Origin of the sequence: Accumulibacter sp. (genome assembly GCF_036625195.1) — a bacterium.
In the GTDB taxonomy this organism is placed as follows: Bacteria; Pseudomonadota; Gammaproteobacteria; order Burkholderiales; family Rhodocyclaceae; genus Accumulibacter.
On record NZ_JAZKUG010000001.1, the window covers coordinates 1,979,309 to 1,995,482 of the forward strand.

General features: G+C 61.9%; 10 protein-coding genes. 9 read left to right on the forward strand and 1 reads right to left on the reverse strand.

Features of this window, described 5'->3' with window-relative positions; genetic code table 11:
- Positions 1-25 precede the first annotated feature (25 nt).
- Both V5B60_RS08585 and V5B60_RS08590 read left to right on the forward strand, forming a co-directional pair.
- Positions 26-295: a BolA family protein gene (locus V5B60_RS08585; protein ID WP_332350483.1), complete on the forward strand. Its 270-nt coding sequence runs from the start codon at positions 26-28 to the stop codon at positions 293-295.
- 48 nt (positions 296-343) lie between these two features.
- A complete protein-coding gene (locus V5B60_RS08590; protein ID WP_332346634.1) occupies positions 344-1,141 on the forward strand; it encodes a peptidylprolyl isomerase in 798 nt (265 codons plus the stop codon).
- A gap of 95 nt (positions 1,142-1,236) precedes the next feature.
- Here the strand turns inward: V5B60_RS08590 and purL are convergent, their stop codons facing one another.
- Positions 1,237-5,247 (reverse strand): phosphoribosylformylglycinamidine synthase, encoded by a 4,011-nt coding sequence (gene purL / locus V5B60_RS08595; protein WP_332346635.1) that lies wholly within the window; start codon positions 5,245-5,247, stop codon positions 1,237-1,239.
- 354 nt (positions 5,248-5,601) lie between these two features.
- On the opposite strand from purL, the gene V5B60_RS08600 reads away from it, so the two are divergent.
- Genes V5B60_RS08600 through V5B60_RS08630 form a run of 7 tightly spaced genes read left to right on the forward strand, consistent with a single transcriptional unit; the run spans position 5,602 to position 15,921 of the window.
- Positions 5,602-8,253 carry an N-6 DNA methylase gene (locus V5B60_RS08600; protein WP_332346636.1) on the forward strand — a complete coding sequence of 884 codons (2,652 nt, stop codon included), beginning with the start codon at positions 5,602-5,604 and terminating at the stop codon, positions 8,251-8,253.
- The gene (locus V5B60_RS08605; RefSeq protein WP_332346637.1) at positions 8,250-9,572 is read left to right on the forward strand and encodes a restriction endonuclease subunit S; all 1,323 of its coding nucleotides are present in this window, start codon (positions 8,250-8,252) and stop codon (positions 9,570-9,572) included. The genes V5B60_RS08600 and V5B60_RS08605 overlap by 4 nt, the downstream gene beginning before the upstream one ends.
- Positions 9,569-10,141 (forward strand): DUF6932 family protein, encoded by a 573-nt coding sequence (locus V5B60_RS08610; RefSeq protein ID WP_332346638.1) that lies wholly within the window; start codon positions 9,569-9,571, stop codon positions 10,139-10,141. The genes V5B60_RS08605 and V5B60_RS08610 overlap by 4 nt, the downstream gene beginning before the upstream one ends.
- Positions 10,138-11,055 carry a hypothetical protein gene (locus V5B60_RS08615; RefSeq protein ID WP_332346639.1) on the forward strand — a complete coding sequence of 306 codons (918 nt, stop codon included), beginning with the start codon at positions 10,138-10,140 and terminating at the stop codon, positions 11,053-11,055. The genes V5B60_RS08610 and V5B60_RS08615 overlap by 4 nt, the downstream gene beginning before the upstream one ends.
- The gene (locus V5B60_RS08620) at positions 11,037-11,606 is read left to right on the forward strand and encodes a hypothetical protein (RefSeq protein WP_332346640.1); all 570 of its coding nucleotides are present in this window, start codon (positions 11,037-11,039) and stop codon (positions 11,604-11,606) included. The genes V5B60_RS08615 and V5B60_RS08620 overlap by 19 nt, the downstream gene beginning before the upstream one ends.
- Before the next feature lie 44 nt (positions 11,607-11,650).
- Entirely contained in the window at positions 11,651-15,223 is a 3,573-nt protein-coding gene (locus V5B60_RS08625) for a type I restriction endonuclease subunit R (RefSeq protein ID WP_332346641.1), read from the forward strand.
- Entirely contained in the window at positions 15,220-15,921 is a 702-nt protein-coding gene (locus V5B60_RS08630) for a M48 family metallopeptidase (protein WP_332346642.1), read from the forward strand. Before V5B60_RS08625 ends, V5B60_RS08630 begins: the two co-directional genes overlap by 4 nt.
- Positions 15,922-16,174: the final 253 nt, after the last annotated feature.

Below are 16,174 nucleotides of genomic sequence, written 5' to 3' on the forward strand. Positions count from 1 at the left end.
CGATGCTGCCGGCGTCCCCGGGCTCATCCGCCAGCGACTCGCTGCCCTGCGCCCGCAACAACTCGAGCTGATCGACGATTCGGCTCGCCATGCGGGCCATGCCGGCGCCAGGAGCGGCGGCGGGCACTACCGCCTGTTGATCGTCGCCGAAGCCTTTGCCGGGCAGCCGCGGTTGCGGCGTCACCGCTTGGTGCATGAAGCGCTCGGTGAGCTGATGCAGTGCAGCATCCACGCCCTGAGCGTCCAGGCGTTGAGCCCGCAGGAGGCTTCTTCATCGGCTGGACCGCCCGTCTGAGCCGCTCCACACTTCACCCCAACCATCCGAAAACAAGGAAGACCACACATGCACAAGCTTTCAAAACTGGCCGGCGCGTTGCTGCTCGGCGCCCTCGTCTCGTTGCCGGCGGTTGCCCAGAAAGCGCCTGCAGGTGGGGCTGTGGCGACGGTCAACGGCGTTGCCATTCCGCAGAGCATCGCCAACGCCTTCGTCGCCGAGCAGGAGGCACAGGGCGCGCCGGACACGCCCGAACTCAAGAACGCCGTCCGCGAAGAACTGATCCGTCGCGAGTTGCTCGTCCAGGAAGCGAAGAAGCTCGGTCTCGACAAGAAGCCCGACGTCGCGGCGCAGGCCGATCTGGCACGGCAGGCAATCTTCATTCGCGCCTTTGTCCAGGACTATGTCAAGAAGAATCCGATCAGCGACGAGCAGCTCAAGGCCGCCTACGACCGGATGAAGGGCCAGATGGGCAACACCGAGTACAAGGTGCGCCACATCCTCGTGGAGAGGGAAGACGATGCCAAGCTGATCATCGTCAACCTGAAGAAGGGTGCCAAGTTCGAGGAACTGGCCAAGCAGTCGAAGGATCCAGGGTCGCGGGACAAGGGGGGCGATCTTGGCTGGAGCAGCACGGCGAGCTACGTGAAGCCCTTTGGCGATGCCGTCGTCGGTCTCGCCAAAGGCAAGTACACCGAGGTTCCGGTGAAGACCGATTTCGGTTATCACGTCATTTTGGTCGAGGACAGCCGCCCGCTGACGCCGCCGACCTTCGACCAGATCAAGCCACAACTGACGCAGCGGATGCAGCAGGATCAGTTGCAGAAGCTGATCGTCGAACTGCGCAACAAGGCCAAGATCCAGTAAGCTCCAGCCAGACGGGCAGCCCCAGGCGCCGGTGGTCGAGGCGCCTTTTTCCACTTTTTTCTTTTCCTGCCCGGCTGTGCCCGCCTCCCGGCTTGCTAGCCGAGCCAGCGCCGGGCATTGCGGAACATTCGCAACCACGGCGAGTCGTGCCAGCCGCGTTCCTCCCAGTCGGCCGGATGCCACGACATCTGGACGCTGCGGAAGACGCGCTCGGGGTGCGGCATCATGATCGAGAAGCGGCCGTCGGCGGTCGTGAAGCCGGTCGCGCCGGCGGGCGATCCGTTCGGGTTGTACGGATAGACATCGCTCGGCCGGCCGCGGTGGTCTACGTGACGCAGCGCCACCAGTACCCGCGTCTCGTCGTCGCGCGAGGCGAAGACGGCGCGTCCTTCGCCGTGTGAAACGACCACCGGCAACCGGCTTCCCGCCATGCCGGCGAAAAGGATCGATGGTGATGGGAGCAGTTCGACGAGCGAGAAGCGCGCCTCGAACTGCTCGACGCGATTCCGTGCGAAACGCGGCCAGGCGTCGGCGCCGGGAATCATGTCGCGCAGCAGGCTCATCATCTGGCAGCCATTGCAGACGCCGAGGGCGAAGGTCGCCGGGCGCGCGAAGAACGCGGCGAAATTGTCGCTCGCGCGCGGGTTGAAGAGGATCGTCTTCGCCCAGCCCTGGCCGGCGCCGAGCACGTCGCCGTAGGAGAAGCCGCCACAGGCGACGACACCACTGAAGTCGGCGAGGCGCGCGCGGCCGGCGAGGAGGTCGCTCATGTGCACGTCGACGGCGGCGAAACCGGCGCGATCGAAAGCGGCCGCCATCTCGACGTGACCGTTGACCCCCTGTTCGCGCAGGATGGCAACGCGTGGGCGGGCGCCGGTGTTGATGCACGGTGCCGCGACGTCGTCGGCCGGATCGAAGCTCAGGCTGAACGAGAGTCCCGGGTCGTCGCCGTCGAGCAGGCGGTCATATTCCTCCTGCGCGCAGTCGGGGTGGTCACGCAGGCGCTGCATGTGGTAGCTGGTCTCGGACCAGGCGCGTTGCAGGTCGATCCGCGTCTCGTCGAGCACCGCGCGGGCGTTGCGGATGATGCGGATTCGGTCCCAGGGGTTCGGCGCACCGATGAACTGGCTGCACGTACCGAGCCCGGCGGCGCGCAGGACGTCCATGACGCGACTGCGATCGGCACGGCGAATCTGCACGACGGCGCCGAGTTCCTCGCAGAACAGCGCGCGCAGCAGGATCTCGCTGGCACGGCCGCGCAGCAGATCGGGTCGCTTCTCGCTGCCGTCGACATCATTGCTCAGTGGGTCGTAGCAGAGACCGTCGGTGTCGAGCGAGACGCCGCAATGGCTGGCGAAAGCCATCTCGCAGACGGTCGCGAAGAGGCCGCCGTCGGCACGGTCATGGTAGGCGAGCAGCAGGCGCTCGCCGGCGAGCCGGCGGACGGCGGCGAAGAAGGCCGGCAGCAGGGCGGCATCGTCGACGTCGGGCGCGTCGCTGCCGGTGGCCGAATACACCTGCGCCAGCGCCGAGCAGCCGAGGCGATTGCGGCCGCGACCGAGGTCGATCAGCAGCAGGTCGGTCTCGCCGGCGTCCAGCACGAGCTGCGGCGTCAGCGTTCGCCGCGCATCGGTGACCGGTGCGAAAGCGGTGACGATCAGCGACAGCGGCGAGACCACCTGTTTCTCGCCTCCGCCGTCCGGGTCGCGCCATGAGGTGCGCATCGACAGCGAATCCTTGCCGACCGGGATGGCGACGCCGATGCTCTGGCAGAGGTCGGAAACCGCGCGCACGGTGTCGAACAGGCGGGCGTCCTCGCCGGGGAAGCCGGCCGCCGCCATCCAGTTGGCGGAGAGCTTGACATCGCCGAGGTGGCCGACGTCGGCGGCGGCGATGTTGCTCAGCGCCTCGCCGACCGCCATGCGGCCCGAGGCGGCGGCGTCGATCGTCGCCACTGGCGTTCGCTCGCCGATCGCGAAGGCTTCGCCGAGGTAGCCGTCGAAGGACATCAGCGTCACCGCGACGTCGGCACAGGCCACCTGCCACGGTCCGACCATCTGGTCGCGCGCACTGAGGCCGCCGACGCTGCGGTCGCCGATGGTGATCAGGAAGCTCTTGTCGGCCACCGCCGGCAGGCGCAATACCCGGTAGGCCGCTTCCCGGAGTTCCACTTCGTCGATCGCCAGTGGCACCGGCATTGGCGGCAGGCGGCTGGCACTGCGCGCCATGCGCGGCGGCTTGCCGAGCAGCGCGTCCATGTCCATGTCCACCGGATCGTTGGCGAAGTGGCTGTCGCTGAGCAGCAGTCGCCTGTCGGCGGTGGTCGCGCCGACAACGGCGAAGGGGCAGCGTTCGCGCTCGCAGATCGCCGAGAATTCGTCGAGCCGCGCCGGCGGCAGCGCCAGGACGTAGCGTTCCTGCGCCTCGTTGCACCAGATCTCGGCCGGCGACATGCCCGGCTCCTCGATCGGTACGGCGCGCAGCTCAAAGTGCGCGCCGCTGCCGGCGCCGTGGGCGAGTTCCGGCAGCGCGTTCGAGATGCCGCCGGCGCCGACATCGTGCAGGGACAGGATCGGATTGCCGTCACCGACTGCCGAGCCATCGCCCGCCGGCGCTCCGAGTTGCCAGCAACGATCGATGACCTCCTGCGCACGCCGCTGCATTTCCGGGTTGCCGCGCTGTACCGAGGCGAAGTCGAGATCCTCGGTGTTGCTGCCGGTGCTCATCGAACTGGCAGCGCCGCCGCCGAGACCGATCACCATGCCCGGGCCGCCGAGCTGGACGAGCAGCGTTCCCGGTGGCAGCGTGCCCGCCTTGAACGACTGCGCAGCGGCAATGTTGCCGATGCCGCCGGCGATCATGATCGGTTTGTGGTAGCCGCGCAGCAGCGGCACGTCCGCAGTGCCGGTGAGCTGTTCGTAACTGCGGAAGAAGCCGGCGAGGTTCGGGCGGCCGAATTCGTTGTTGAACGCCGCGGCGCCGATCGGGCCCTCGAGCATGATCGCCAGCGCTGACGCGATGCGTGCCGGGCGGCCGTAGGCAGCGCTCGGAAGCTCCCAGGGTTGCGGCAGATCGGGGATGGCGAGGTGCGATACCGCGAAGCCGCAGAGCCCGGCCTTCGGCTTCGCGCCGCGTCCGGTGGCGCCCTCATCGCGAATCTCGCCGCCGGATCCGGTCGCAGCGCCGGGAAAGGGCGAGATCGCCGTCGGATGATTGTGCGTCTCGACCTTGGCGAGAATGTGCGTCGGCTGCTCGTGGTAGCCGTAACGAGCATCGCCATCGGCGTGGAAGCGGCGCACCGTTGCGCCGGCGATGACCGACGAGTTGTCGGCATAGGCGACGACGGTGCCCTGCGGGTGCCGGCGGTGCGTTTCGCGGATCATGGCGAACAGCGTTTCGTCGCGCGCCTGGCCGTCGACGGTCCACGCGGCGTTGAAGATCTTGTGCCGGCAGTGCTCGGAGTTCGCCTGCGCGAACATCATCAGTTCGACGTCGCTCGGATCGCGCTGCGCGCGGCGAAAAAGGTCGACGAGGTAATCGACCTCGTCGTCCGACAGTGCCAGGCCGAGGAGGCCGTTCGCCTCGACCAGGGCGGCGCGGCCACCGGCGAGCAGATCGATCCGGCGCAGCGGCTGCGGTGCGAAGTGGTGAAACAGCTCGCCCGCCTGGGCGAAGTCGTCGAGCACGGTCTCCAGCATGCGGTCATGGAGCAGCGGAGCGATGAGCGCCCGTTCGGCGGCACTCAGCGCGTGCGACGCGCTCGCCAGACGGTAGGCGATGCCGCGTTCGATGCGCTCGACCCACTGCAGGCCGCTGTTGTGCGCGATGTCGGTCGCTTTCGACGACCAGGGCGAGATCGTGCCGATGCGTGGCGTGACCAGGAAGAGCTCGCCCGGCGGCGCCTCGTCGGCCGGACGTTCGCTGAGCAATGCGGCGAGCTGCCGGCGCTCGTCTGCCGTTGCTGGTTCGTGACTGGCGACGAAGTGCCAGTGGTCGGCGCTGAGCACCTCTACGCCCGCGACGACCCGTGCGAGTCGCTGTTGCAGGCCCTGCAGGCGGAAGGAGGAGAAGGCGGTGGCACCGCGGAGAAACAGGAGTTCGGCCATGGCGGGCTGGGCTCGGGGGGCAGGCAGGCTGCGTTGAGGGAAGCCGGGATTATAGCCGACCCGGCGCTCCTGCTGCGGCGCAGCATCGGCGCCCGACGTGGTAGAGGGGGCCAGCAGCAGGGCCAAGAAGCGACGGAAGCAAAGGGGGGCAATGCCCGCTGGGGCGCCGGCTGGATTACAATCATTACGGGCCCGCCCACCCGCCGGCCATCGACCTCCGAAACTGGCGCTTGAATGCGGGTCGCTGCCTTCACCGCGACGGTCAAGGGCGACTGGCCGGGGAAACCCACGCAGGGCACGGCCAGAAAAACAAGACATGCGACCGCGCAAACGGCGGTACGACAGGACCACTGAATGGCACGGTTATCACTCGCCAAGCTTGAACGGCATCTCTACGCTGCTGCAGATATTTTGCGCAGCAAGATGGATGCGTCGGAGTACAAGGACTTCATCTTCGGCATGCTGTTCCTCAAGCGTTCCTCGGACGTTTTCGAGGCCGAGCGGGAGAAGGTCATCGCTGAGCACGGCGAGGCGTTCGCCAATGACCCGATGTTCTACGACAGCTTCTTCGTTCCGTGGGAGTCGCGCTGGCAATACCTGGTCGACAATCTCAACGCCGAGCGCTACGCCACGCTGCTCAATACCGCATTGACCAAGCTGGGCGAACACAATGGCCCGCTGGAAGGCGTGCTCGACCATATCGATTTCATGAAGCAGGTCGGCAACAAGCGCGTCATCAACGACGAAGACTGCCGGGCGCTGGCACGTCACTTCAATCGCTACCGCTTCCGCAATGGCGACTTCCAGTTCTCCGATCTACTCGGCGCTGCATACGAATTCCTGATCAACATGTTCGCCGAATCGGCGGGCAAGAAGGGCGGTGACTTCTACACGCCGCGTGACGTCGTGCGCCTGATGGTGCGGCTGCTCAAACCGCAGCAAGGCATGAGCGTGTATGACCCAACCTGCGGGTCGGGCGGCATGCTCATCCTGTCCAAGGAATATGTGGAGCAGTGCGGTGGCGACAGCGCCGATATGCGCCTGGCCGGACAGGTGCTGGATGTGTCCGCCTGGACCATCTGCAAACTCAACATGATTCTGCACGGCATTCCCGACGCCCACATCGAGCGCGAGGACACCCTGCTGCACCCGCTGCACCGCGAGGCCGGCGAACTGGAGCGCTTCGACCGGGTGATTGCCAATCCGCCCTTCAGCCAGAATTACTCCCGCACCAACATGGAATTCCCCGAGCGCTTCCGCTGGGGGTGGTGCCCGACTACCGGCAAGAAGGGCGACCTGATGTTTGCCCAGCACATGCTGGCGGTGTGCAGACCGGCCGGCATGGTGGCGACCGTCATGCCCCACGGGGTACTGTTCCGTGGAGGCGAGGAAAAGAAGATTCGGCAAAAGTGGATCGAGCAGGACTTGGTCGAGGCCGTCATCGGACTGCCACAGAACCTGTTCTACGGCGCCACCATCCCGGCCTGCATTCTGGTACTGCGTCCTGAGCCCAACCGCAAGCCGGCAGCCCGGCGCGGCCAGGTGCTGTTCATCAACGCCGATGCCGAATACCACGCTGGCCGTGCCCAAAACTACCTCAAGCCCGAGCACGTAGAGAAGATCGTGTCCACCTTCGAGCGCTTCGAGAACGTGCAGGCTTATGCCCGCACCGTAAGCGTGCAGGAGTTGGCCGACAACGATTACAACCTCAATATCCGCCGTTACGTGGACAACGCCCCGCCCCCGGAGCACCAGGATGTCCGGGCACACCTGCAAGGTGGCGTGCCGGTCGCCGAGATTGAGGCCAAGCGTTCGCTGTTCGAGGCGGCCGGCCTGGCCCCTGAGCGCCTGTTTGCGCTTCGCGCTGGGCCCACGGGCGGCGACGTGCCCAGTACGCGCGGCGTGCGCGAGCCATCGGCGCATTACCTTGCCGCCCAAACTGGCTATGCCGATTTTGCCGATACACTGGATAGCCGTTCCGCCATCCGCCGGTTGATCGAGGTCGACACTGGCATTCGCGACCGGCGCGAACAGGTATTCGCGGCCTGCGACGATTGGTGGGCAAGCCACAGCCACCGGCTGGCTGATTTGCCCAATCGTCGTGACCTCAATGGGGTGCGTAACGAGTTCCTGGAAACCTTCGGTGTTGCACTGTCGCCGATTGGTGCGCTGGATCGATTCCAGCTTGCCGGCGTGGTGGCTGGCTGGTGGAACGACAGTCTGCCCGACCTCAAGACCTTGATGGAACGCGGCTTCTCCGGCGTCATCGATGGCTGGCTGGATGCCATCGCCGACGCGCTGGAAGACGACGAAGCGAGTGGCCCCCTGTTCGATCCCTTTGCCCACCCGCTGGTCCAGCACACCATGCAGGATTACTTGGCCCAGATCGAGGCCGAGCGTCAGGAGATCACCCGCCTGAGGGCCGAGAAGGAGGCGTGGGAAGCACAGAACCCGCCCGAGGACGAAGACGAGGCCGAGGGTTGGAACTACGCCAAGGACCTGGAACGACGCATCAAGGAATTCAAGGACAGCATTCGTGAGGACTTGAAGCGCTTCAAGGAACTGGAAAAGAAACTCGGCATGAAGAAGCACACCGGCAATGCGGCCTTCGCCGCCGAGCACGCGGGCCTCAAGGTTCAGCTCGCGCCGACGCTCGACCAGATCGCCGAGCTGCAAACTGAGCTTGAACCCTACGAGACGATCAAGGCCGACCTGGCTGCTACGCGCGCCCGCTATCGGGAACTGTTAAGTCAGTTTCTCGACACTCTGACCCAGCGTTGCAACGACATGAGCGAGGAACAGACTGCCACAATGGTGCTCAGGCTGCTTGAGGAACGGGTGCAGCAGGCATTAGCAGTTGTGCTGGCGTGCAAGTTAAATCTATTGATTGGATACGTCGAATGGGTCTGGGACAAATATCGGGTAACGATGATCGACTTGCGTGACAAGCGATCATCCCTTGAGCATGATCTGGATCGTGTACTCCGGGAGTTGGATTACCAATGAACGCGATGGCTACCCAATTTTTGCCAGATGGTTGGGAGGAAGTCAGCGTCGACAACCTTGGCGAGGTGGTCGGGGGTGGTACGCCCAGTCGGAATAATTCGTCCTACTGGAATGGTGATATTCCCTGGGTAACTCCGGGAGAAATAACCAAACTTGAAAGCAAGTATCTCTGTCGGACGGAAGAACGAATCACAGCTGCAGGATTGGCCGGAAGTGCCGCCCGCCTGTTGCCAGAAAAATCCATTGTCGTCACAACTCGTGCGACTTTGGGTGAGGCGGCAATAACAGCGTGCCCACTCGCGACAAACCAAGGGTTTAAGAACATTGTTCCAAATCTATCCAGCGATCCGTTATTCACTTACTACAAGATTAAGACGCTACGCGGCGAAATGGAGCGCCTTGCGTCAGGCACAACTTTTCTGGAAATTTCAAAGGCAGATTTCGAGCGAATCCGACTCAGCCGCCCAATAGTCGCAGAACAAGAGCGCATCGCCCGCATTCTCGACACGATCGATAAGGCCATAGAGCACACCGACGCCTTTATCACTAAGCTTAAGCATGTGCAGTCAGGATTGTTGAACGATCTACTGACAAGAGGCATCGACGAGAATGGAAACATCAGGGGGGCACAACATGCAGACGAGTTTGTGACAACTCCAATCGGACGCCTACCCCGGTCATGGAAAATCGACAAACTAATCGCGACCGCAGCTCGGACTGAGAACTCATTTAACGATGGCGACTGGATTGAGGCGCCGCATATTCGATCCGAAGGTGTTCGCCTTGTCCAAACTGGAAATATCGGTACCGGCAAGTACCTCGACAAAAGTGATGATAAGAAATTCATCTCTCAAGCGTCCTTTGCTGCCCTGCGTTGCAAACCAATATTGCCAGGTGACATTCTGATTTGTCGGTTGGCAGACCCTGTGGGCCGTGCATGCATCGTTCCCGACAACCTCGGCTCTGCGATTACTTCTGTAGATGTGACAATCTATCGCCCGGATGCAAATCGACTCGTAAACAGTTTTATTGTTCGCTGGCTAAATACGCATGGAATGTTGTTGCGTTGCTCGCTGCTTGCAGCAGGAACGACGCGCTTACGCATTAGCCGATCAAACTTGGGCGCGATGCTTGTCCCGGTGCCAAGCATCGACGAACAGAATGAAATTGCCAGAATCCTCGATAGAGCAGACGCGGACATCGAGGCCGCTGAAAGAACCCAGTCGAAATTATGCCAACTGAAGATCGGTCTGACTGACGACCTTCTTAGCGGTCGCGTCCGCGTTCCGGAAACACTAGACGAAAGGGTGCTTGCATGACCACAGTCGCCATTCCGGCATGGAACGTACTTGGTTTACTACCGCCGATTGATCCTGACCTACCAACCAGTCCGGATCGTTCGCCCTATCCGGTATCCCTGAAGGACGTGGTGATGCGTTTCTCGACCTCACCGGAGCGGCAGTCGGTACTGAAGGGTTTCCTCGGTTATCGCGCGGAACTGCATCGCCTTGGTCTCGCCGATGGGTTCCAGTGGATCGATGGCAGTTTTCTTGAGGACGTCGAAACGATAGAGCGCCGTGTTCCACGAGACATCGACGTGGTGTCCTTCTTCCACACGCCAGCCAATGTCAGCGTTTCTGACGAGGACGCGCGGCTTTTCGATCAGGCCGTTGCAAAGGATCGCTTCAAGGTCGATGCGTACTTTGTAGAACTTGATCAAGTCACGCCGCGCGAGTTGACGTTCTGGTCAGCGTACTGGTACAGCATGTGGTCTCATCGACGAACGCAGGCTTGGAAGGGTTTTTTACAGATCGAGCTGGCACCGACTGAGGACGCCGAAGCGCTGGCCTGGCTCGCTCAGTTCGAAGGAACAGGAGAGCAATCATGAACCAGCAGGATCGTATGCATTTGCTGGCCGAGCGGAAGTTTCTACAGGAACGTTTGGCTGAGTTGCCCGATTCCGCGCGAATCATGCGTATCAGCACGGAATCCCGCCTCCGTGCCATCGAGGAACGTTTGGCCCAAGAGCCTGTGGATGAACGAGAGCCCGCACGTGTTCGCCTTACGTTCAATGGCAGGCCAGTGATTGGAAGCCATGGTATCTTCGCTGAGTTCGGAATGAAGGCTGTCAGCAATTTCACGGAAGCAGTAGCCGCAGTTGCCGCCTCACTGACCGCGCCGCTCGCGGCGATGGGGCCGATTCCCAATCGGGAGCAGCATCAATTGTTGATTACAAGCACCGCACTGGGGTCTTTCGGTTTCGAACTCGAAGAGTATCGGGTTGGGCAACTACCCCTCGAAGAGGCAAGCCCGGTAGCGCAAGCGTTGGAGCGCACGCAGAATCTGTTGCAGGGCACAGTGGGCACCGATGATCAACTAGCCGACTCGGCTGCCGATACCGATCCGCGTGCCTTGGATAGGGTGCGCGCATTTCTCCAAACCCTGGCTGATTACGAAGCCATTTGCACGATGCAGTATCGGGATCGTGGCTTCCGATTTACGGATGTCGGCCAGGTCCGCAATAGCTTGGCGCGGCTTGGTCAAGATAACCTGCGCGAAGACGAGCAATACCTCGACGGAGAGTTTCAGGGGGTGCTACCCAAGGGACGCACCTTTGAGTTCAAGGTCGCTGGTGAAGATGAAGTAGTGCGCGGCAAGGTTGGTCCAGTAATTCAGGATGCCGATGAATTGAATGCCCGCCTGCATCAAGCTGCACGGATCAAGGTCATGGTGACGAGGGTCGGCAATGGCAGGCCGCGTTATGTCTTGATCGAAGCCCCGCAATGGGCGGCGCCGGTATGATGGAAAATGGCATCGCCTTGCTGTTGCGTCTGATGAGCGCGTACAAAGTGCTCGATTACAGCCTGTCATTGCTGGAGGTGCAGAAGCTCGCCTATTTCCTGCAGGAAGCCGGCGAGCCCCTGCGGCTGAATTACGAGGCCGGGCATTACGGCCCCTACGCACCCAATCTCAACAAGGTGCTGGAGGTGATGGCAGGGCATTTCATTCGCGGCTATGGGGACAGCCAGAGGCCGGAGGCGGAGATCGAACTGTTGCCGGGTGCCGTCGATCAGGCCTCGGCGTTCCTCGCGGACAAGCGGGATTCCTTGATCCGTCTCGAACAGGTTGCCGATCTGATCGAGGGGTTTGAAACTCCCTACGGCATGGAACTGCTGGCGACCGTACACTGGGTTGCGCATTACGGTGGTCGTCAGGGCGAAGCGCCTGCCGCCGATATGGATGCCGCCACCAACGTGGTTCACGCCTGGAACCCGCGCAAGCAGCACATCTTGAAGCCGGATCATATCCGCGCGGCCTGGATGCAGTTGGCGCAGAGGGGCTGGATGCATTGATCCCCGCCCTGAATTGGGGCGGTCCGTAGCAGGCAGGGGGGCGAATGACTTACGGCAGCGAGAACAACAAGATCGAATGGGAGGGCCTGCTGGTCGAGCAGCCCTTCTGCCAGCAGCTCGAAATGATGGGATGGGAGTGGCTGACCGGTGACACCGATGTTCCCGAACTCACCGAGCGTGCAAATTTTCGTGAGGTGCTGCTGAAGGATCGGCTGGCCAACGCGCTGCGGAAGATCAATCTCGGCCCGCCTGGTGCAAATGGAGCGCAGCCCTGGCTGGATGAGGCTCGCATCGAGCGGGCAATTCGCCAACTGGAATTGACCGCCGGCCTGCGTTTGATGGAGGCGAATCGGCAAGCTACCGAATTGCTTTTCAAGGGTGCGGTGACCGATGGCTTGCCCGGATGGGACGCTGGTCGTCAGCAACCGCTACGCTACATTGACTTCGACCATCCGGAGAACAACGACTTTCTGGTCATCAACCAGTTCAAGGTGCAACTGACCAGCGGGCGGGGGCACATCATTCCCGATGCGGTGCTGTTCGTGAATGGCATCCCGCTGGCTGTGGCGGAATTCAAGAGCCCAGGTATCGAGGCGCCTATCGCCCAGGCGATCAACCAGCTGCTGCGTTACACCAATCAGCGCAAGGAGTTGTATCCCGAACAGTACAGCGAAGACGAAGGGGCCGAGCGGCTGTTCCATACCAATCAGCTGCTGATCGCCAGCAACTTCTTCGAGGCCCGTGCGGCGACCATCGGTGCCCCGCCGGAAGCCTATCTGGAATGGGCAGATACCAGCCCGGTGCCGATGTCGCAGGTAGGCGAGGAAGTCGGGCTGATCCCGCGCACTCAGGAAATAGCCGAGGCCGAGGAGGTAGCGTCCGCCGAGCTGCGTGCGCTCGGGCCGGAGCAGGCAGATCGGGCCGGGACGCCGTTGTTCTATCGGCAACAAGCGCCCGAGACCTCAACTGACGCCGCGCAGTCTGTGGCACCCGCCGCCGACAACAAGGGCCTGGCGAGTCAGCAGATACTGGTCGCTGGCATGCTGCGCCCGGATCATCTGCTGGATGTGATCCGCAATTTCACCCTGTTCCAGTCGGGAGAAGGCAAGACGCGCAAGGTGGTGGCGCGCTATCAGCAGTTCCGTGCCGTGCACAAGGCCATCGAGCGCCTGAAAACGGGCCGCAGTCGGGTCGTGGGTGCGGAGCGGGACGAGCGCGGCGGCATCGTCTGGCATACGCAGGGTTCTGGCAAGAGCCTGACGATGGTGTTCCTGGTGCGCAAGATGCGCACGCTGGACGATCTCAAGAAGTTCAAGATCGTTGTAGTCACGGATCGCAGCGACCTGGAGAAGCAATTACGCGAAACGGCCTCCCTTACCGGCGAGACCGTCCGCCCATCCGAGGGTGACAAGCAGCGGCGTGAGTCGGCGACTGCCGCGACACAGCGGATCCTGGCCGAGGAATCCCCGGATATCGTGTTCGCCATGATCCAGAAATATCAGGATCAGGAGGCGCGGCGCGAGGCCGACAAGATCAAATTGACCATCGCCCGCAAGGAGATCCGCATCGCCGAGCAGGGGGAAAACAAAGCCCCCGAGCGGATCGAGGAACTCAAGCAGGTCACCTTCGAGGAGAAAATCCAGTTCGAGCGGTTCCCCGAGCTGAACGACTCCGAGAACATCCTGGTGCTCGTCGATGAAGCTCATCGCTCCCACACCCGGACGCTACATCGGAACTTGCACAAGGCTCTACCGAATGCGGCCATCATCGGTTTTACCGGCACGCCCATTCTGTCCAAGGAAAAAACGGAGACGCGGGAAATCTTCGGCGATTACATCGACCGATATCTGCTTCAGGATGCAGAGATGGACGGCGCTACCGTGCCCATCCTCTACGAGGGCCGCACTGCCGACGGCATGGTGAAGGACGCAACGAGTCTCGATCAGGTATTCGAGGACTTGTTCCGGGGATACACCGATACTGAACTCGCCATGATCAAGGCCAAGTACGCGACACAGGGCGACGTGCTGGAAGCGCCGCTGCTGATCGAGAAAAAGGCGGCGGACATGCTTCGGCACTACGTGAGCGTGGTGCTGCCTGAGGGATACAAAGGCCAGGTGGTCGCCACCAGCCGCAATGCGGCGGCGATCTATTTCGAGAAACTCGCGGTAGCGAAGGCCGCTCTCGTGGCGCAGTTGGAGGCCATCTCACCGGCCATTCTTGCCCTATCCGAGGACGACCAGGCCAAGTTGGATGCCGAAACTCGATTCCTGATCGACGTGCATCCGAAGCTTGATCTGATTCGAGCGCTGGAATTTTCCGTGGTCATGTCCGGCAACCACAACGATCCCGAATCGTGGAAGAAGTGGACTGACAAGGAGAAACAGGAGGAACTGGTCGAGCGTTTCAAGCGACGTCTGGCGACAGCGAAGTCGGAGAAAACCGACCCACTGGGCCTCTTGATCGTAACCAATATGCTGCTGACGGGCTTCGATGCACCGATCGAGCAGGTGATGTATCTCGACCGCAGAATCATTGCGCATGATCTGTTGCAGGCTATCGCCCGCGTGAACCGCACCAGCGGCCTCAAACCGCGCGGCTACGTGGTGGATTACATCGGGGTAGCCCGCCATTTGAATGATGCCTTGGGCGATTACGACGCCGACGATCTCAAAGGCATCGGCCTCGACATCAATACCGAGCTGCCGAAGCTGCGTGACCGCCACGCGCGGGTGATGGCGGTGTTCTCGGATCGTGGTGTAACGGATTTGCTCAGCGGCGTCCAGGCGGCGGTCGACCTGCTCGCCGACCTGAAAATCCGTGCCGACTTCATCAACAAGCTGCGTCTCTTTTACGAAACGCTGAGCATCCTCGAACACCGTCCGGAGGTAACGCCGGAGATGTTCCGCGATGCCAAGTTGCTGGGCTTCATCAACAAGGTCGCCGCCAATTTGTATCGGGACTCGACGCTGAATTTGCTCGGCGTGCCAGAGCGTGTCCGGGCCTTGATCGACAAGCACGTAGCAGCCAGGGGTGTTGATCCCAAGATTCCGCCGATCACGATTACCGACACGGATTTCGAGAAGGTGGTGGCGGGGCAGAAATCATCGAAGACCCGAGCGGCCGAGATGCAGCACGCCGCGCGGTATCACATCGTCAGTTTTGAACTCCAGAACCCAGCCTACGCCAAGAAGATGAGCGAGAAGCTGAAGGAGATTCTCAAGTCCTTCAAGGACAACTGGGACGCGCTGGAACAGGCACTCAAACAGTTCATCAAGGAGTTGAAGGAGGGCGACCGTAACGACTTCCCGGGGCTCGATCCGGATGTTCAGGTTCCGTTTGTACGGCTGGTACTGGAAGTGGCATCCAAGAAAGCGGCGTTCGACACCACTCGGGAGCAACAACTGGTCTGCATGACGGTCGACCTCGTCGACCATATCCGGCAGGAAATCAAACGTGTTGGATTCTGGAAGAATGCTTACGCCCGCGAGATGCTGACCAAACATCTGGTGCGCCAGTTGATGACCACGGGTGGACTGCAAGCCCAAGCTGCACGAGATCTTGCCTTCCAGTTGGTGGCGCTGGCGAAACACAATCATGAGGTATTGGTGGGATGAGCGTGGAAACGCTCTCGGTTGGCGATCTGCTATTTGAGGTCAGGCGCAGCAGTAGGCGCAGGACCTTGGGTCTAACCGTTGATCGATCAGGCGAGCTCAAGGTCTACGCGCCAGAAGCCACGCCTCGTGAGTACTTGGAAAAATGGGTCGAAGGCCGCTTGGTCTGGGTACACCAGAAGCTGGCAATCAAGGAGGCATCTCGCCCCCCACTACCTTCAATGGAGTACGCGAGTGGTGATGCCATCTACTACCTGGGCCGAAGCTACCGCGTTCGCTTCGTGGCAGACCAGGCAGAACCCGTGCAGTGCCGAGTTGGGTGGCTCGAGTTGAGGCAGACGGACCGGGCCGCTGCTCGTACTTTGATCCGTGAGTGGTTTCAGGGAACCGGCGGGGCTTGGATCAAGGAACGCGTCACACTGTTGTCTGACCGGTACGGGCTTGCGCCCAGCGCCGTCGAGGTTCTCGATTTGGGCAACCGCTGGGGGTCCTGCAGCACGTCCGGTCGACTGAACTTCAACTGGCGACTGCTTCAGTTTCCAATCCGATTGATCGACTACGTGATCATCCATGAGTTGGTCCATCTCGTGGCGCCACATCATGGCGACGACTACTGGCGTCGACTGGAGGCGCTGATTCCCGATTACGCCGATCGCAAAGCGCAGCTGCTCGAATCTACGCGGGAGTATGATCGTGTTTGATTCGATTGGTGTGTGGGTCGGTGGGCGTACCTGCGCTGGCGAACGGTTCTTCGACTCGCAACGCTTGAAGCTTCATGACCGTGGTCGTCGGGTGGTTTCTCGACCGTCATGGCCACGTTGGCCGCAATGGCCAAGCCGTTTCGGCGGGACGCGGCATCACTGCAAGTTGCACGAATGCGGCACGCTTTTCCGGGCCGCAAGCCATTCGGGATTCCTTCACTCATGCAAGTTGGCTTCGATCGCAGGGAGCCCT

Coding starts and splice junctions, on each gene's coding strand:
- purL (WP_332346635.1), bottom strand. CDS start 5,247: ATGGCCGAACTCCTGTTTCTCCGCGGTGCCACCGCCTTCTCCTCCTTC.
- V5B60_RS08610 (WP_332346638.1), top strand. CDS start 9,569: ATGACCACAGTCGCCATTCCGGCATGGAACGTACTTGGTTTACTACCG.
- V5B60_RS08625 (WP_332346641.1), top strand. CDS start 11,651: ATGACTTACGGCAGCGAGAACAACAAGATCGAATGGGAGGGCCTGCTG.
- V5B60_RS08615 (WP_332346639.1), top strand. CDS start 10,138: ATGAACCAGCAGGATCGTATGCATTTGCTGGCCGAGCGGAAGTTTCTA.
- V5B60_RS08605 (WP_332346637.1), top strand. CDS start 8,250: ATGAACGCGATGGCTACCCAATTTTTGCCAGATGGTTGGGAGGAAGTC.
- V5B60_RS08590 (WP_332346634.1), top strand. CDS start 344: ATGCACAAGCTTTCAAAACTGGCCGGCGCGTTGCTGCTCGGCGCCCTC.
- V5B60_RS08600 (WP_332346636.1), top strand. CDS start 5,602: ATGGCACGGTTATCACTCGCCAAGCTTGAACGGCATCTCTACGCTGCT.
- V5B60_RS08620 (WP_332346640.1), top strand. CDS start 11,037: ATGGGCGGCGCCGGTATGATGGAAAATGGCATCGCCTTGCTGTTGCGT.
- V5B60_RS08630 (WP_332346642.1), top strand. CDS start 15,220: ATGAGCGTGGAAACGCTCTCGGTTGGCGATCTGCTATTTGAGGTCAGG.